Genomic DNA, 14,967 nt, shown 5'->3' on the forward strand with positions numbered 1-14,967 from the left:
ATCGGACGCGGCGTGACCGTGTAGTCGGTGTCCGCGCCCATGGCGTACCACCAGCAGATGTTGGCGACCGTATAACCCGGGTACGCCCGACGCGCGGCGTCCCACAACTTGTCACCCGCGACAAGACCGTTGTGCTGCCGCCACAGCAGTACGTCCCCGAGCTCACGGAAATACCAGCCGTTGCCGACGATGCCGTGCTCCGCCGGAAGCGTCCCGGTCAGGAAGGTGGACTGCGCCGCACAGGTGACGGCCGGCAGGACGGTCCCGAGCGGTGCGAGGGAACCCGCCTGCGCGAGGGCCTTGAGGTGGGGCATGTGAGCGAGCAGCCGGGGGGTGAGGCCGACGACGTCGAGGACGAGGAGGGGTACAGGAGCCTCGGGGGTGGGCACCTGGGCGTGAGGTCCGGGCCGGTCCTGGGGCCCGGTGCCGGCGGATGCCGGGCTGCTCATGGGAGCTCCTTGAGGCCGAGGTCGGTCAAGAGGTCGCGTGCCAGGGCGAGTTCGGCTGCGATGCCGTCGGCGAGCTGGGCTCGGGCGCGGGGCCGCAGCTCGGGCGGGAGGGCCTGCCAGGTGTAGGTCTCGACCTCGAGGTGGCGGGTCAGCGGGTGCGGGCCCCCGACCAGGCGGGCCAGCGCGGCCTTGAGTACGGGGAGCGTGGAGGTGAGGGGCGGGGCGGGGGCCGCGTGCAGCGGGACGTGGAAGTGGGCGCGCCAAGGTCCGGTGTCGGGCAGAGCGGTGCCGGCGAGGGCCTCACCGAGGTCGTCGGTGCCGTGCAGGCCGGTGGCGGTGAGAGTGCGGGTCTGGTGCAGGAAGCGGGGTTCGTCGAACGCGGTGAGGGCTTCACGGACGGCGGGGAGACGGGGGTGTTCGGCGTGCAGGGCGGCGGAAAGCTGGGATTTGACGACGGGGACGCGGGCTTCGGCGAGCGCGTCCAGTGCGGAGTGCGGGTCTTCGAAGGAGGTGGCGAGATGGCAGGTGTCGACACAGACACCGATACGGGGATGCCCTACGGCCGCGAGCGGGGCGAGGGCGTCGGCGGTGGTCTCGACGGTGCAGCCGGGTTCCGGTTCCAGACCGACCCGGACGGAGCGGCCGGTCAGCTCCTCCAGCGCGTCCAGGCGCTCGGCGAGGGTGCGCAGAGCGGAGTGGGCCGTCTCGGCGCGGGCATCGCTCCAGTCGGTGCGCCAGCCGAGCGGGAGGGTGGAGATGGTGCCCTCGGTGACGTCGTCGGGGAGGAGTCCGGCGAGGACACGGGCCAGTGCGGTGGTGTGTTCGAGGCGCCCCCCGTCCGCCCAATCGGGCTTGTACACACGGTACTTGACCTCCTCGGCACCGAACCCCTCGTACGGGAAGCCATTGAGGGTGACGACCTCGAGGCCACGTCGGTCGAGTGCGGTGCGCAGGCCCCGCAGGGCCGACGGGTCGGTGTCGAGAGCGCGGGCGGCATCCCTGGCGAGCCACAGCCCGACACCGAGCCGGTCGCGGCCGAGGCGGCGCCGCACGGGTTCGCAGTGGTCGCGGAGTTGCGTGAGGACTCCGTCGAGGGTTTCGGCGGGGTGGACGTTGGTGCAGTAGGCGAGGTGAACGGTGGTGCCGTCGGGGTGCCGGAAGCGCATCGGTCACTCCCCGCCGCGCAGGAGGGAATTGCCCTCGTGAGTGGGATCGGGGCTGATCACCTCGAGGGCCAGGCGGCCGCTGAGACCGTAGAAGGCGACCGGGTTGCGCCACAGGACGAGATCGACGTCGTCCTCGGTGAAGCCCTCCGCGAGCATCAGGTCGGCGACTCTTCGGGTCTTGAGCGGGTCGCTCCTGCCCCAGTCCGCGGCGGAGTTCACCAGAACCTTCTCCGGCCCGTACAGACGGAGGATCCCGATCATGCGGGTCTCGTCCATCTTGGTGTCGGGATAGACGGAGAAGCCCAGCCAGCAGCCGGCGGCCTTCGCCTCCTTCACGGTGTTCTCGTTGAGGTGGTCGAGCAGGACCCGGTCCGCGGGCAGGGCGGATTCACGGACGACGTCGAGTGTGCGGCGCAGTCCGGCGAGCTTGTCGCGGTGCGGGGTGTGCACCAGGGCCGGCAGGGCGTGGTCGGCGGCGAGCTGGAGCTGGGCGGCCAGGGCGTTGTCCTCGGCCGGCGTCATCGAGTCGTAGCCGATCTCACCGACGGCCACGACGTGGTCCTTGACGAGATAGCGCGGCAGCTCCTCCAGGACCCCGACACATCGCGGGTCGTTGGCCTCCTTGGGGTTGAGGGCGAGCGCGCAGTGATGGGCGATGCTGTACTGCGCGGCCCGGAAGGGTTCCCAGCCGAGAAGGGAGTCGAAGTAGTCGAGGAAGGAGGCGGTCGAGGTACGGGGCTGCCCGAGCCAGAAGGACGGCTCGACGACGGCGCGGACACCGGCCGCGTGCATCGCCTCGTAGTCGTCGGTGGTGCGCGAGGTCATGTGGATGTGGGGGTCGAAGATGCGCATCAGGACTCCTTGCCGTGGGGGTGGGCCGGGCGGTGGGGACCGTCCGGGCCAGGGGGGTCCGTGCGGTGGAGGTCCGGGGCGGGTGCGCCCGAGTCGGTCGAGGTCAGAGCCGTCGGTGCCGTCAGAGCCGTCGGTGCCGTCAGATCGGCCAGGTCAGGCAGATCGGGCAGATCGGTCAGAGTCAGGACGCGTCGCAGGTCCCGGGGTACGGGTCGGCCCGCGGTGGTGCGTTCGGCGGCGTAGTCGACGAGCATGCGGGCGAGTTCGACGTCGCCGCGAGCGCGCTGTTCGAGGCCCGCCACCTCGTCGACGGGCACCCCGGCGAAGAGGCACTTCAGGACGGCGTGGCGCCAGGCGTGCGCGTCGAGGTGACGGGCGGCGTAGGGGCCGACGGCGGCCGCGAGGAGCCGGGTGTCATGGGTGCGCAGGGCGTCCTCGACCAACGGGAGGGCGTCGGGTCCGGACACGAGATGGGGCAGCGCGTGCAGGACCGCGCGGCGCTCTTCGGCGGTGCCCTGGTAGTACACGCGGGCCAGGGCCGCCGGGTCGGCGCGGGCCGCGCGGAGGATGAGCACGCGGGCGGCGTCGGCGTAACGGCTGCCGCAACGGCGCCCGGCCTCGGCAAGACGCAACTCCCACACCGAGATGGGGCCATGGGTGCCCGGGTGGGCGGCGGCGTCGTCGAGAGCCCGACGGAACCAGACGCGAGCGGACGCCTCGAGGTGGGTGTCGAGGTGGCTGCGCAGGGCGTCGAGGGGAGTGCGGGCCGGGGTGGTGCCCTCGCGTTCCGCTTCCGGGGTCGCCGGGGCGGCGTGGGGATGGGTCATCGGGTGCTCCCTTCCGGGGTGGCGGAGGGCTCGCCAGGTGGCGCGACGGGCAGGTTCGCCGTCCGGGACGGGCGGCTCGGGAGTGGGGCGAGGACAGGAGCCCGCTGCCGGTCGGAAGGAGCTGCGGCAACGCGGGCGGGCGGAACTGAGGTCGGAACGCCGGGCGGGACCGACGTCGGACCGGCGGTCGGGATGGGAGTCGGCACGCCGGTCGGGATTGTGGAGGAAGGCGACTGCGGATCGACGTGGTCGGTGACGGTGACCTGGGCGGATGCCGCCGCCCGACGGAGAAACGGGAGGGATGCTTGGGCGTGGTGGGGGCCGGCGTGGGAGTGGCGGGGCAGTTCGACCACCGTCAGCCCGCCGTAGCCGGTGTCGGCCAGAGCGGCGAGGACGGGCGGGAAGTCGATCTCGCCGTCCCCGAACGGAAGGTGTTCGTGGACATCACGGCGCATGTCCTCGATCTGCACGTGTCGCAGCCAGGGGGCCGCGGCGCGCACGCAGTCGGCGGGCGCGAGTGGCTCCAGGCACTGACAGTGGCCGATGTCGAGCGTGAGTCCGAGGGACGCCGGATCGTCCAGGGCCCGGCGGAGGCGGTGGAAGTCCGCGAGGGTCGCCAGGAGGTGGCCGGGTTCGGGTTCGATGGCGAGGGGGATGCCCGCGGACGCGGCGGTGTCCAGGACGGGGGCGAGGGTCTCGGCGAGGCGCTGCCATGCGGCCTCCGGTGCCGTACCCGGCGGAAGGGTCCCGCTGAAGCAGTGGACGGCGTGCGCGCCGAGGTCACCGGCGATCTGGACGGCGCGGAGCAGCAGGTCGACGCGGCGGGCGCGAGCGTCCGGTTCCGGGTCGAGGAGCGAGGGGCCGTGCTTGCGGCGCGCGTCCAGGACATAGCGGGCGCCGGTCTCGACGGTGACGTCCAGCCCGAGTGCGTCGAGTCGGCGCGCGAGATGTCCGGTGCGGGCGGCGAGGTCCGGGGCGAACGGGTCGAGGTGCATGTGGTCGAGCGTCAGTCCGACACCGTCGTAGCCGAGGTCGGCGAGCAGGGCCAGGGCGTCGTCGAGGCGGAGATCGGCGAGGCCGTTGGTGCCATAGCCGAAGCGGAGCGGGGGCAAAGGCGAAGGCGATGGTGAGCCCGAGGACGAGCCCGAGGACGAGGGCGGGCGGGGGTGCGGGGTGATCGTGACGGAGGCCTTCCCCTCGGGGACGCCTTCGCGGCTCGTGGGTCCGAGGTTCACGTGACGCTCACCCGCCTCGCGAGTCTCCGGGCGACCGGGGCCAGGGCGGCTGTGAGCAGCGCGGTGGCCGTGGCGGCGGGGGTGGCAGTTGCTCCGGAGCGGGCGATGAGAGCGGCTTGGAGGGGAATGGTGGCGCGGATGCCGGCGCCGACGGCTTGTTGGGTCAGCGGAGGTGACGGATTGAGGGAGGCGTGCAGGTAGGGGCGGGCCGTGGCGGCGGCATAAGCGGCGGCGAGCGCGGCGGTCAGCGGCGCGGGCGAGCGGTACGGGGGTCCTGGCCTCGACCCTCGTTCTGACCCTGACCCTGACCCTGACCCTGACCTTGGCCCTGACCTTGGCCCTGGCCTTGGCCTTGGCCTTGGCCTTGGCCTTGGCCCTGGCCCTGGCCCTGGCCCTGGCCCTGGCCCTGGCCCTGGCCCTGGCCCTGGCCCTGGCCCTGGCCACCCACGATGCTGCCTGCGTAGCTGCCCGTCAGTCGACCGTCGGTTCGGTGGCGGTCCGGAGGACGGTCGGCGCTGCAAGAGCCAGGTCAGTGTGCCTGTCGTGGCCAGTGCTGCCAGGGCTGCCGACGGCGTGCCCTCACGGGTCTCCTGGCGGGACAGGGCCGTGAGCGCGAGCGTGTGCGTGGCCAGGAGTGCGGCGGAGGGAAGGGCCGGGCGCACGCGTCCTGTGGTGGCAGCGGCGCCGAGGAGGAGGTCCAGGCCGCGGGCGGCGGCCATGGCGAACGGGCCTGCGGGCGTGTGCTTCCAGACCAGGTCGTAGGACCAGACGGTGGCCGCGAGCGGAGCCGCGACCGTAAGGGCCGGGCGGCCTGCCCGACCGGCCAGGGCGAGACCGGCGACGGTGAAGGCGCAGGCCGCCGTGAAAGCGGCGGTGGGGCTCACGCGGCCGGAGGGGAGAGGACGGTGGGGGCGTTCGGCGGCGTCCTCCGCACGGTCCGCCCAGTCGTTGAGAACCATGCCGGCCTCGTAGAGGCAGAGGGAGGAGCCGATGGCGAACAGGGTCCGGCGGTCGGGGCGCGCGGTGAGTGCGGCGGCGCCCGCCAGCGCGTCGCCGGGCACCGTGAACAGGGCGGGCAGCCGCAGCAGTTCGGCCCAGGCCCGCACGCGAACGCGGTTCCTCCCCGAGGCACCTGCCACCTCAGCCGTCGGCCCGCCCGACGTGCCGGTCTCGGCAGCCGCCCGCCCGCCCGGCGTACCGGTCTCCGCAGCCGCGCCACCGCCCGACGCACCCGTCTCGGCCTCCGCCTCCGCCTCCCCGTCAGTCCGCCCGTCAGCTCCACGCACCGCCCCGCCCTCGCTCATCCCGTCTCCCCGCATGACCTCGTCGCGCGATCGGGCCGCCCAGGCGCTTCTCGTTCGCCCCTCTCACCCCACTCACCTCTCTCGCCTCTCTCGCCCGTCCCGCCCCTCTCGCCCTCCTCGTCACGTCCGTCGCCCTCGCCACCCGCATCCCGGTGGTCCTTCAGTCGGCGAGCGAACCGCTCCAGTTGCGCGTGCTGCTCCGCCAAGGCCGACGAGGCGTCGCCGACGGGGTCCTTGAAGAAGAAGGCGAGTTCGGTGAGCGGGCCGGACAGTCCGACTTCGTGGGCCCGGGCGGTGAGGCGGGCCAGGTCGAGGACGAGAGGTGCCGCCAGCGCGGAGTCGCAGCCCTGCCAGATGGTCTGGAGGATCATGCGGGCGCCCAGGAAGCCGTCGAAGGCGACATGGTCCCAGGCGGTCTTCCAGTCCCCCAGTACCGGGACGTCGTCGATATGGACCTGGCCCTCGGGGGTGGTGCCGAGAGTGTCGGCGAGGACGCGTTCCTTGCCCGCGTTCTTCGCCTCGGCGGCGGCCGGGTCGGCCAGTGCGGCCCCGTCACCGCCGCCCAGAAGGTTGGTGCCGGACCAGGCTCGGACGGCCAGCGCCCGCTGGGCGAACATCGGCCCCAGGACGGAACGCAGCAGCGTCTGCCCGGTCTTGCCGTCACGGCCGGCGTACGGCAGCCCGCTCGACTCCGCCACGGAGACCAGCGCCGGGTGGTGCAATCCCGTGGACGGGGTGAAGTTGACGTACGGGCAGTCGGCGCGCAGGGCGGCGGCCGCGTAGAGGGAGCTCGGCGGCAGCGCCGAGCCGGTCGCCGCCGGTTCGGTCGAGGCCACGTTCACCACCACCGCACGCGCGAGACCGCACCGGCGTACGAAGTCGCGTATGTCGGCGGCGAACTCGCCGACCAGCCGCTCGTCGCTGCGGGTGTCTCCCGGAGCCGGGCCTCCGGGCCTGATCTCCCCTTCGGCGGCTACGAGTTCGGCCTCGACCACCGCGGGGAGGCCTGCCGGGAGCACTCCTCCGGCGGCGAGTTGCTCGGCGCGTTTGGGCAGCGGGCAGTCGGTTGTGTCGTGTCCCCCGAAGACGAGGGACGACAAGGTGGGCAGGCCGCTGTCGGCGAAGGCGGGCGTCTCGGTGACCAGACCCGTCGGCGGGTGCAGGCCGGCCGTGACGGCGGCGCATCCCGCGACCACGGTGGTGGCCACGGAACCTCGGGCCCCGATCAGCCAGACGCCGACGCGCGGGGGACGGGAAAGGGACGCGGACATGGGCAGCCTCCTTGTCGTGCGCGAACCCCGGAGAACGAGGCGGGAGGAAGGGAACAGAAGAGAGCGGAAGACAGCGAAAGAGAGAGGGGAGAGGAAGGAGGGGAAGGAGGGGCAGGGAGGGGCGAACGGGTCTGCCCTGCTCGGCAGTTCGGCGCGCTGCCGCGATGGGTGGGGGTGGTGGCAGCGGGCAGGGGTGCGGGTGGGTGGTGACGGCGGGCGGGGGTCCGGCGTCCCCCGCCCGCCGCCGTTCAGTCGCCCTGGCCGGGCAGTTCCTTGATCCGGACGTCGCGGAAGGACACCTGGTCGTCGGCTCCGTGGTTCTGCAGGCCGATGTGTCCGTCGCGCAGACTCCGCGCCGGGTCGGTGTTGGTGAAGTCGTTGATCTTCACGCCGTTGAGCCAGAGGCGAAGACGTTCGCCCTCCACCCGGATCTCGTACGTGTTCCACTCCCCCGGCGGGTTCAGCGCACGGTCCCGCTTCTTCAGGTCGGCGGACCGGAAGCCGTAGACCGAGCCGGTGGTCTTCTCCGGGACGTCGGTGGCGTCGATCTGGATCTCGTAGCCGTTGTTCACGGCGGACCACGGGTCGTCCGAGGGCGGGAAGCCCACGAACACACCGGAGTTGTCGTCACCGAGGTCGCCCGGACCGGCGGCCGTGGTCCTCCAGTCGAGCTTGACGGAGTACGCCCCGAAGCTCCGGCCGGCGTACCAGAGCAGACCCATTCCGCCCGTCGACGTCAGCGTGCCGTCGTCGGAGAGGGTGAAGGAGCCGGGCCCGGCCTGCTGCCAGCCGTCCAGGGACGTGCCGTCGAAGAGTGGACGGTATCCGTTCTCCGGTCGGCAGTCGGCCTGCGCATCGGAGATCGCATACAGTATCCCACCCAGGAGGTGTCCGCGGAACGCCGGATCCGCGTAGGACTCCTTCGTGTGACCGCCCCCGGTGTAGAAGGCGCGGCCGCCCTGGTAGTTCTGGCACCAGGCGATCGGATGGTCGCCGTTCATGGTGCCGCCCGAGTACGACTGCTCGTCGAGCGAGGCCAGGACGTGGGCCCGCTCGCGCGGGTTGGAGCGGTAGTTGTACCACTCGTCGGTGCGGTTCCAGGTGCGGGCGAGTCCCGAGGTCGCCGGGTGGGCCCGGTCCTCGACGTCGACCGTCGCCGGCTGGATCGCCGGGTGCGACTGGAACCAGGCTCCGGCGAGGCCGCCGTAGAACTCCCAGTCGTACTCGGTGTCGGCCGCCGCGTGGACCCCCACATAGCCGCCGCCATGCCGGATGTAGCCCTCGAAAGCCGCTTGTTGAGCGGCGTCCAGGACATCCCCGGTCGTCGAGAGGAAGACGACGGCGTCGTAGCGCCGCAGGTTCCCCGGCGTGAACGCGCTCGCGTCTTCGGTGGCGTCGACTCCGAAGCCGTCCGTGGCGCCGAGCTCCCGCACCGCGGCGACGCCGTCCGGGATCGAGTCGTGCCGGAATCCGGCCGTCTTGGAGAAGACCAGTACGCGTTTCCCGCTGTTTCCGGGGTGCGAGGCGGCCGGGCCGGAGACACTGCCCAGGAGCAGTGCCGCGCCCACGACAACGGTGGCCAGTCGGTGGGTTGTACGCATCACGTGCCCTCCTCTCAGCCGGTCGTGAAGGTGAAGTCGTCCACGTCGAAGAGAGCGCCGGAGCCGCCCTTGAAGACGAGGTGGAGCGTGGTGGTGCCGCGCGGGGCACGGGACAGGTCGGTGCTGACGTCCTGGAAGGTCTCCCAGCCGCCGGTCACCGGGACGGTGGCCTTGCCGAGCAGGGTGCCGGTCGGTGATCCGGCGCGGATCTCCAGCGTTCCGCCCGCACCGCCCGAGGAGACTCGTGCCGTGACCTTCTTGGCGTTGCCGAGGACGTACGGCGTGAAGGAGATCCAGTCGCCGTTGTCGATGTCGCCGACCGTCCTGCCGCCGTGGGCGGTGTCCTTGGTGATGACCGTGATGCCGGACGAGTCGCCGAAGTGCTCGGCCTGCCGGTGGCGGGGCTGAAGGACGCTCTGGTCGTGCGAGGTGAGCGGGGCCTGGCCGCCGCCTCCGCCGTCGGTGTACTGGGCGTCGAGGACTCCGAAGATGTTGGCGTCCTCGTCGTGGCCGCCGTCGGCGCTGGTCTGGAGGGTGCCCGTGCAACCGTTTGCCGAAGTCACCGGGTGGCCGTGACTGTCGTGGCCGAGGATGAAGGTGACCTCGACCTTGGAGCAGTCGATCGCCCTGCCGTCCTCCGGGTCGGTGACCTTCACCTTGAACGGGATCGCGTCACCGAAACTGAACAACTGGCCGTCCTTCGGCGCTTCCAGCACCACCTTCGGCGCCGTGTTCCCGACCACGATCCGCACGCTCGCGCTGCCGGTACGGCCGGAGCCGTCCTCTGCGGTCAGGGTCGCGGTGTACGTGCCGTTCTTCTTGTACCTGTGCGTGTGGTCGGCCGCCGTCGAGGTGCCTCCGTCGCCGAAGTCCCAGGCGTAGGTGAGCGCGTCGCCGTCCTGATCGGTCGTTCCACCGGAGGAGAAACGCACCTTCAGAGGAGCCTGTCCCGAGGTGCGGTCGGCCGCGGCCTGGGCGACCGGGGAGTGGCCGTCGGTGGCGTTCTCGATGCGGTACAGACCGGAGTGCTCGTCACCGCCGAACCAGGCGGTGCCGTAGTCGAGGACGTACAGCGCCCCGTCCGGCCCGAACGCCATGTCCATCACCTGGGTGCCGGTCCACGGGACGGCGTTGATCGACTGCACGGCGCCGCCCGCGTCGCTGACGACGCGCTTGATCCAGCGTCGGCCGAACTCCCCGGCGAAGAAGTTCCCGTCGTACGCCTCCGGGAACTTCACCGGCGAGTCGAGCGAGGCGTCGTAGTGGTAGACGGGACCGCCCATCGGGGACTCGGAACCGTCGCCGAACTCGGGTACGGACGGGCCGTCGTACGGAATCCACGCGGGCTGGGCCGGAGGGAGGTCGGTGAGGCCGGTGTTGTGGGGTGAGGTGTTCTTCGGGGCGGCGCAGTCGAAGGGCGCGCCGGATACACCCGTCGCGAAATCGTATGCGACATAGGGATCGTTGTCGCCGGTGCAGAACGGCCACCCGAAGTTGCCGGGCCCGGTGACACGTGCGAACTCGACCTGTCCGGCCGGCCCTCGTGCCGGGTCGGCCGCACCGGCATCGGGGCCGTAGTCGCCGACGTAGAGGATGCCGGTGGCCTTGTCGACGCTGAAGCGGAAGGGGTTGCGGAAACCCATCGCGTAGATCTCGGGCCGCGTCCTGTCCGTGCCGGGCGCGAACAGATTGCCGTCCGGGACGGTGTACGAGCCGTCGGCGTTCACCGTGATGCGCAGGATCTTGCCGCGCAGGTCGTTGGTGTTGCCGGAGGAACGGCGGGCGTCGAAGGCGGGGTTGCGGTCGTCGCGCCCGTCGATGGGCGTGAAGCCGTCCGACTGGAAGGGGTTGCTGTCGTCGCCGGTGGAGAGGTAGAGGTTCCCCGCCGCGTCGAAGTCGATGTCGCCGCCGACGTGGCAGCACAGGCCGCGCGAGGCGGGTACGTCGAGGATCTTCGTCTCGCTCGAGACGTCGAGTGTCCCGTCCGTGCCGAGCACGAAGCGGGAGAGCCGGTTGACACCGTCGAAGGGAGCGAAGTCGGCCGCCGTCCCGGTCTCGGGGGCGTCGCCCGCCGGGGTGTTCAACGGCGGTGCGTAGTACAGGTAGATGTAGCGGTTGGCCGCGAACTCCGGGTCCACTCCTATGCCTTGGAGGCCTTCCTCGTCGTGGGAGTAGACGTCGAGCTTGCCCGCCAGTCGTGTGTTGCCCGCGGCGTCGGTGAGCCGGAGTTCGCCGTCGCGCGAGGTGTGCAGGACGGAGCGGTCGGGCAGCACGGCGAGCGACATGGGCTCGCCCACCTCGGCCTCGCCCTTGGCGAGGGTGACCTGCTGAAAGTCCCCGGCTGCCGCCGCCACCGGGTCGGCGACGGCTGCGCCGACCTGGGGTGCGGCGAGGGTGAGCGACGCGCCGGCCAGCAGAGCGCCGCTCAGAAGGGCGACGGCTCTGCGCAGCGATGGACGCCGTCTGTGGGTCTCGGCTCTGCGGGTGGCGGTGGTGGGGTCGTTCCCGTGCACGGATGCCTCCAGAGTGGGGCTGGTTGTACGGGCGGGTGCGCGAACGCCGGGATGCGCCGTCATCCCGGTGACGGATGAACAGTCAGGTGAGCCTGTGGGGAGCTCGGTCGCCTCGGTTCGATCGGCCGGCTCAGTTGCCGAACGCCGCGTCGAAGGACGCTGACGGCGGCCTGAAGTCGTAGGCCCGGAGGCGGGCCAGGGCCTCGGGAGCGCCCTGGAGCCGGTCCATACCGGCGTCCTCCCACTCCACGGAGATCGGGCCCTGGTAGTCGATGGAGCGCAGCATGCGGAAGACGTCCTCCCAGGGGACGTCGCCATGGCCGGCGGAGACGAAGTCCCAGCCGCGACGCGGGTCGCCCCAGGGCAGGTGGGAGCCGAGACGTCCGTTGCGGCCGTCCAGACGCTTGCGGGCCTCCTTGCAGTCCACGTGGTAGATGCGGTCGCGGAAGTCCCAGAGGAAGCCGACCGGGTCGAGGTCCTGCCACACGAAGTGGCTCGGGTCGAAGTTGAGGCCGAAGGCCGGTCGCCGGTCGACCGCGTCCAAGGTGCGTACGGTCGTCCAGTAGTCGTAGGCGATCTCGCTGGGGTGGACCTCGTGCGCGAACCGCACTCCCTGCGCGTCGAAGACGTCGAGGATGGGGTTCCAGCGTTCGGCGAAGTCCTCGTAGCCCCGCTCGATCATCGACTCGGGCGCGGGCGGGAACATGGCGACCAGATGCCAGATGGCGGAGCCGGTGAAGCCGATCACCGTGTCGACGCCGAAGGCGGCCGCGGCCCTGGCGGTGTCGGCGATCTCGGCGGCTGCTCGCCGCCGGACGCCCTCCGGTTCGCCGTCGCCCCAGATGCGGGCGGGCAGGATGGCCCGGTGGCGTTCGTCGATGATGGCGTCACAGACCGCCTGCCCCACCAGGTGGTTGGAGACGGCCCAGCACTTCAGCCCGTATTTGTCGAGGAGTTGGTGGCGGGACTCCACGTATCCGGGATCCGCGAGTGCCTTGTCGACCTCGAAGTGGTCGCCCCAGCAAGCGAGTTCCAGCCCGTCGTAACCGAAGTCGCGGGCGAGGCGGCAGACCTCTTCCAGGGGCAGGTCGGCCCACTGGCCGGTGAAGAGTGTGAACGTACGCGGCATGCTCCAGGCCCTCCTCGGTCCTCAGTCCGCTATCGGGGTGTAGACGGAGTTCTTCTCGGCGCTCTCCTCGACCGCGGCCAGGACGCGCTGGACCTGGAGTCCGTCGGCGAAGGAGGGTTCGGGGCGGCTGCCCTCGGCGACGGCGTGCACCAGGTCGCGGGCCTGGTGGACGAAGGTGTGCTCGTAGCCCAGCCCGTGGCCCGGCGGCCACCAGGCGTTCAGGTAGGGGTGGTCGGGTTCGGTGACGAGGATGCGGCGGAAGCCGGCATGCGTGCCGGGTTCGGTGGCGTCGTGGAACCAGAGTTCGTTGAGGCGCTCCAGATCGAAGGCCAACGAGCCCCGTTCACCGTTGAGTTCGAGGCGCAGGGCGTTCTTCCGGCCCGTGGCGAACCGGGTCGCCTCGAAGGACGCGAGCGCGCCGGAGGCGAAGCGGCCGGTGAACAGGGCGGCGTCGTCGACGGTGACCGTGCCGGTGCCGTCGGCGGCGGACGCGCTCAGGCCGCTCGTCGGGCCACCGGGCAACGGCCGCTGCCGTACGAAGGTCTCGGTGATCGCGGAGACTCCCGCGAGCCGCTCCCCCGCCAGGTGTTGCGCGAGGTCCACGATGTGCGCGCCGAGGTCGCCGAGCGAGCCGGAGCCGGCCAGATCCCTGCGCAGTCGCCAGGTCAGCGGGAACTCGCGGTCGACGAGCCAGTCCTGAAGGTACGTCACACGTACGTGTCGCAGGGTGCCCAGCCGGCCTTCGGTCACCATCCGCCGGGCCAGCGCGGTGGCCGGGACCCTGCGGTAGTTGAAGCCGACCATCGCCACCTGGCCCCGTGCGTGGGCGGCTTCGGCGGCGCGGTGCATGGTCTCCGCCTCCTCCACGGTGTTCGCGAGGGGCTTCTCGCAGAGGACGTGTTTCCCCGCGGCCAGCGCCGCCACGGCGATCTCGGCGTGGGAGTCGCCGGGGGTGCAGATGTCGACGAGGTCGACGTCGTCCCGGGCGATCAGAGCACGCCAGTCGGTCTCGGTCGCCGCCCAGCCGTGCCGGTCGGCCGCCGCCCGCACGGCGGAGGGGTCGCGGCCGCAGATCACGGCGAGGACCGGACGGCGGGGAAGATCGAAGACGCGGCCCGCGGTGCGCCAGCCCTGGGAGTGGGCGGCGCCCATGAACGCGTAACCGACCATCCCCACCCGGAGCGGCTGCTTGCCCGCCTCCGGTCCCGCTGACTGCTGCGGCTGTTCCATACGGTTGTCCTCCTCGTCGTCGTGGCACGGTGGGGTGGGACGCCGCCGGGCCCGAGGGCCCGGGCCGTCCGGCGGACGCCCAGGGGGAGCCGGTGCCGCCGGACGGGCCGCTCCCGCCCGGCGGACGGGTTCGGCTCGGACGGGGCTCGCCCGGGCACGCAGGCGCAAGCCCATCCCTCTCGAGCCGACGACTGCGACAGCGCGCCTCGCGGAGCCGGAAGCCGGGGGCCGGGGGTCGAGGGCCGGGGCGTGCGGGACGGAAGTCGGTGGCTCGTGCGCCACGCCTGCGGTTCGGGCCACCCGTCGCCCCCGGACAGAGCACGCCCCTACTTGAAGCCGGTGGACATGTACTGGTCGACGTTGGTCTTGTCGACGACCGCCGAGTAGAGGGTGATCGAGGCGGGGATCTCGTACTCGGCGAGACCGCCGACGCCCTTGCCCTGGCCTAGCGCGCGGGCGAGGTCGATGGCGGAGGCGGCCATGGTCGGCGGGTAGAGAACGGTTGCCTTCAGGACTCCGTTGTCCTGCTTGATCGCCTGGAAGGCGGCAAGGGCACCCGCGCCGCCGACCATCAGGAAGTCGTCACGTCCGGCCTGTTCGATGGCGCGCAGCGCGCCCACGCCCTGGTCGTCGTCGTGGTTCCACAGCGCGTCGAACTTGGGCTGCGCCTGGAGCAGTTGGGCCATCTTGGCCTGCCCCGACTCGACCGTGAACTCGGCGGCCTGCCGGGCGACCTTCTTGATGTTGGGGTAGTTCTTCAGGGCGTCGTCGAAGCCCTGGGTGCGCTGCTTGGTGAGCTCCAGGTTGTCCAGCCCGGCCAGCTCGATCACACGGGCGTCGGACGTGCCCTTGAGTTTCTCCCCGATGTAGTGCCCGGCGCTGAGACCCATTCCGTAGTTGTCGCCACCGACCCAACACCGGTACGCCTGGGGCGTGTTGAAGATCCGGTCGAGGTTGACTACGGGGATGCCGGCGCGCATGGCCTTCAGGCCGACCTGGGTGAGGGCCTTGCCGTCGGCGGGCAGGACGACCAGGACGTCGACCTTCTTGTTGATGAGGGTCTCGATCTGGCCGATCTGCTGGGCGGTGTCGTTCGAGCCCTCGGTGATCTCCAGCGTCACGTCGGAGTACTTCTTCGCGCGGCTCTCCGCGTTGTCGTTGATGGCGTTGAGCCAGCCGTGGTCGGCCTGCGGTCCGGCGAAGCCGATGGTGACCTGCTTGCCGGGCTTGTCGTCGGCGGCCGGCCGGTCGTTCGCGGCCGGCTCCTCATCCTTGGAGTCGTTGCTGGTGCAACCCACGAGGAGGGTGCCGGCCGAGACGGCGGCGGCCCCGAAGAGCATTCCTCTGCGACTGGTGAAGCGGTTCGTGAACGGTGTCGGCTCTGGCATGA

12 protein-coding genes are annotated in these 14,967 nt (G+C 71.6%); all 12 read right to left on the reverse strand.

Annotation, left to right across the window (positions count from 1 at the left end):
- Positions 1-449: alkaline phosphatase family protein (locus ABT070_RS32430; RefSeq protein ID WP_351765870.1), on the reverse strand; the 449-nt coding region annotated here is incomplete at its 3' end.
- A complete protein-coding gene (eboE, locus tag ABT070_RS32435) occupies positions 446-1,615 on the reverse strand; it encodes a metabolite traffic protein EboE (protein WP_351765872.1) in 1,170 nt (389 codons plus the stop codon). The genes eboE and ABT070_RS32430, both read right to left, overlap by 4 nt.
- 3 nt (positions 1,616-1,618) lie before the next feature.
- Positions 1,619-2,467 (reverse strand): TatD family hydrolase, encoded by an 849-nt coding sequence (locus ABT070_RS32440; protein ID WP_351765873.1) that lies wholly within the window; start codon positions 2,465-2,467, stop codon positions 1,619-1,621.
- Positions 2,467-3,294 carry an EboA domain-containing protein gene (locus ABT070_RS32445; protein WP_351765874.1) on the reverse strand — a complete coding sequence of 276 codons (828 nt, stop codon included), beginning with the start codon at positions 3,292-3,294 and terminating at the stop codon, positions 2,467-2,469. Before ABT070_RS32445 ends, ABT070_RS32440 begins: the two co-directional genes overlap by 1 nt.
- Positions 3,291-4,406, reverse strand: coding sequence for a sugar phosphate isomerase/epimerase family protein (locus tag ABT070_RS32450; protein ID WP_351765875.1), 1,116 nt, complete (start codon positions 4,404-4,406; stop codon positions 3,291-3,293). The genes ABT070_RS32445 and ABT070_RS32450 overlap by 4 nt, the downstream gene beginning before the upstream one ends.
- 119 nt (positions 4,407-4,525) lie before the next feature.
- The gene (locus ABT070_RS32455; RefSeq protein WP_351766073.1) at positions 4,526-5,668 is read right to left on the reverse strand and encodes an SCO3242 family prenyltransferase; all 1,143 of its coding nucleotides are present in this window, start codon (positions 5,666-5,668) and stop codon (positions 4,526-4,528) included.
- A gap of 161 nt (positions 5,669-5,829) precedes the next feature.
- On the reverse strand, positions 5,830-7,104 hold the full coding sequence (locus ABT070_RS32460; protein ID WP_351765876.1) for an inositol-3-phosphate synthase: 1,275 nt from the start codon (positions 7,102-7,104) through the stop codon (positions 5,830-5,832).
- Positions 7,105-7,352: 248 nt separating this feature from the next.
- Positions 7,353-8,705, reverse strand: coding sequence for a ThuA domain-containing protein (locus ABT070_RS32465; RefSeq protein WP_351765877.1), 1,353 nt, complete (start codon positions 8,703-8,705; stop codon positions 7,353-7,355).
- A gap of 14 nt (positions 8,706-8,719) precedes the next feature.
- Complete coding sequence (locus ABT070_RS32470; RefSeq protein ID WP_351765878.1) at positions 8,720-11,218, reverse strand: carbohydrate-binding protein; 2,499 nt, start codon at positions 11,216-11,218, stop codon at positions 8,720-8,722.
- A 130-nt stretch (positions 11,219-11,348) separates the two neighbouring features.
- Positions 11,349-12,347 (reverse strand): sugar phosphate isomerase/epimerase family protein, encoded by a 999-nt coding sequence (locus tag ABT070_RS32475; protein ID WP_351765880.1) that lies wholly within the window; start codon positions 12,345-12,347, stop codon positions 11,349-11,351.
- A gap of 21 nt (positions 12,348-12,368) precedes the next feature.
- A complete protein-coding gene (locus ABT070_RS32480; protein WP_351765882.1) occupies positions 12,369-13,577 on the reverse strand; it encodes a Gfo/Idh/MocA family protein in 1,209 nt (402 codons plus the stop codon).
- A 326-nt stretch (positions 13,578-13,903) separates the two neighbouring features.
- Positions 13,904-14,965 (reverse strand): substrate-binding domain-containing protein, encoded by a 1,062-nt coding sequence (locus tag ABT070_RS32485; protein WP_351765884.1) that lies wholly within the window; start codon positions 14,963-14,965, stop codon positions 13,904-13,906.
- Positions 14,966-14,967: the final 2 nt, after the last annotated feature.

Origin of the sequence: Streptomyces sp. NPDC002884, assembly GCF_040295245.1 — a bacterium.
Classification (GTDB): domain Bacteria; phylum Actinomycetota; class Actinomycetes; order Streptomycetales; family Streptomycetaceae; genus Streptomyces.

What these genes read in the sequence shown, in the direction of transcription:
- eboE (WP_351765872.1), bottom strand. Translation starts at nt 1,615, where the DNA reads ATGCGCTTCCGGCACCCCGACGGCACCACCGTTCACCTCGCCTACTGC.
- ABT070_RS32440 (WP_351765873.1), bottom strand. Translation starts at nt 2,467, where the DNA reads ATGCGCATCTTCGACCCCCACATCCACATGACCTCGCGCACCACCGAC.
- ABT070_RS32445 (WP_351765874.1), bottom strand. Translation starts at nt 3,294, where the DNA reads ATGACCCATCCCCACGCCGCCCCGGCGACCCCGGAAGCGGAACGCGAG.
- ABT070_RS32460 (WP_351765876.1), bottom strand. Translation starts at nt 7,104, where the DNA reads ATGTCCGCGTCCCTTTCCCGTCCCCCGCGCGTCGGCGTCTGGCTGATC.
- ABT070_RS32465 (WP_351765877.1), bottom strand. Translation starts at nt 8,705, where the DNA reads ATGCGTACAACCCACCGACTGGCCACCGTTGTCGTGGGCGCGGCACTG.
- ABT070_RS32475 (WP_351765880.1), bottom strand. Translation starts at nt 12,347, where the DNA reads ATGCCGCGTACGTTCACACTCTTCACCGGCCAGTGGGCCGACCTGCCC.
- ABT070_RS32480 (WP_351765882.1), bottom strand. Translation starts at nt 13,577, where the DNA reads ATGGAACAGCCGCAGCAGTCAGCGGGACCGGAGGCGGGCAAGCAGCCG.
- ABT070_RS32485 (WP_351765884.1), bottom strand. Translation starts at nt 14,965, where the DNA reads ATGCCAGAGCCGACACCGTTCACGAACCGCTTCACCAGTCGCAGAGGA.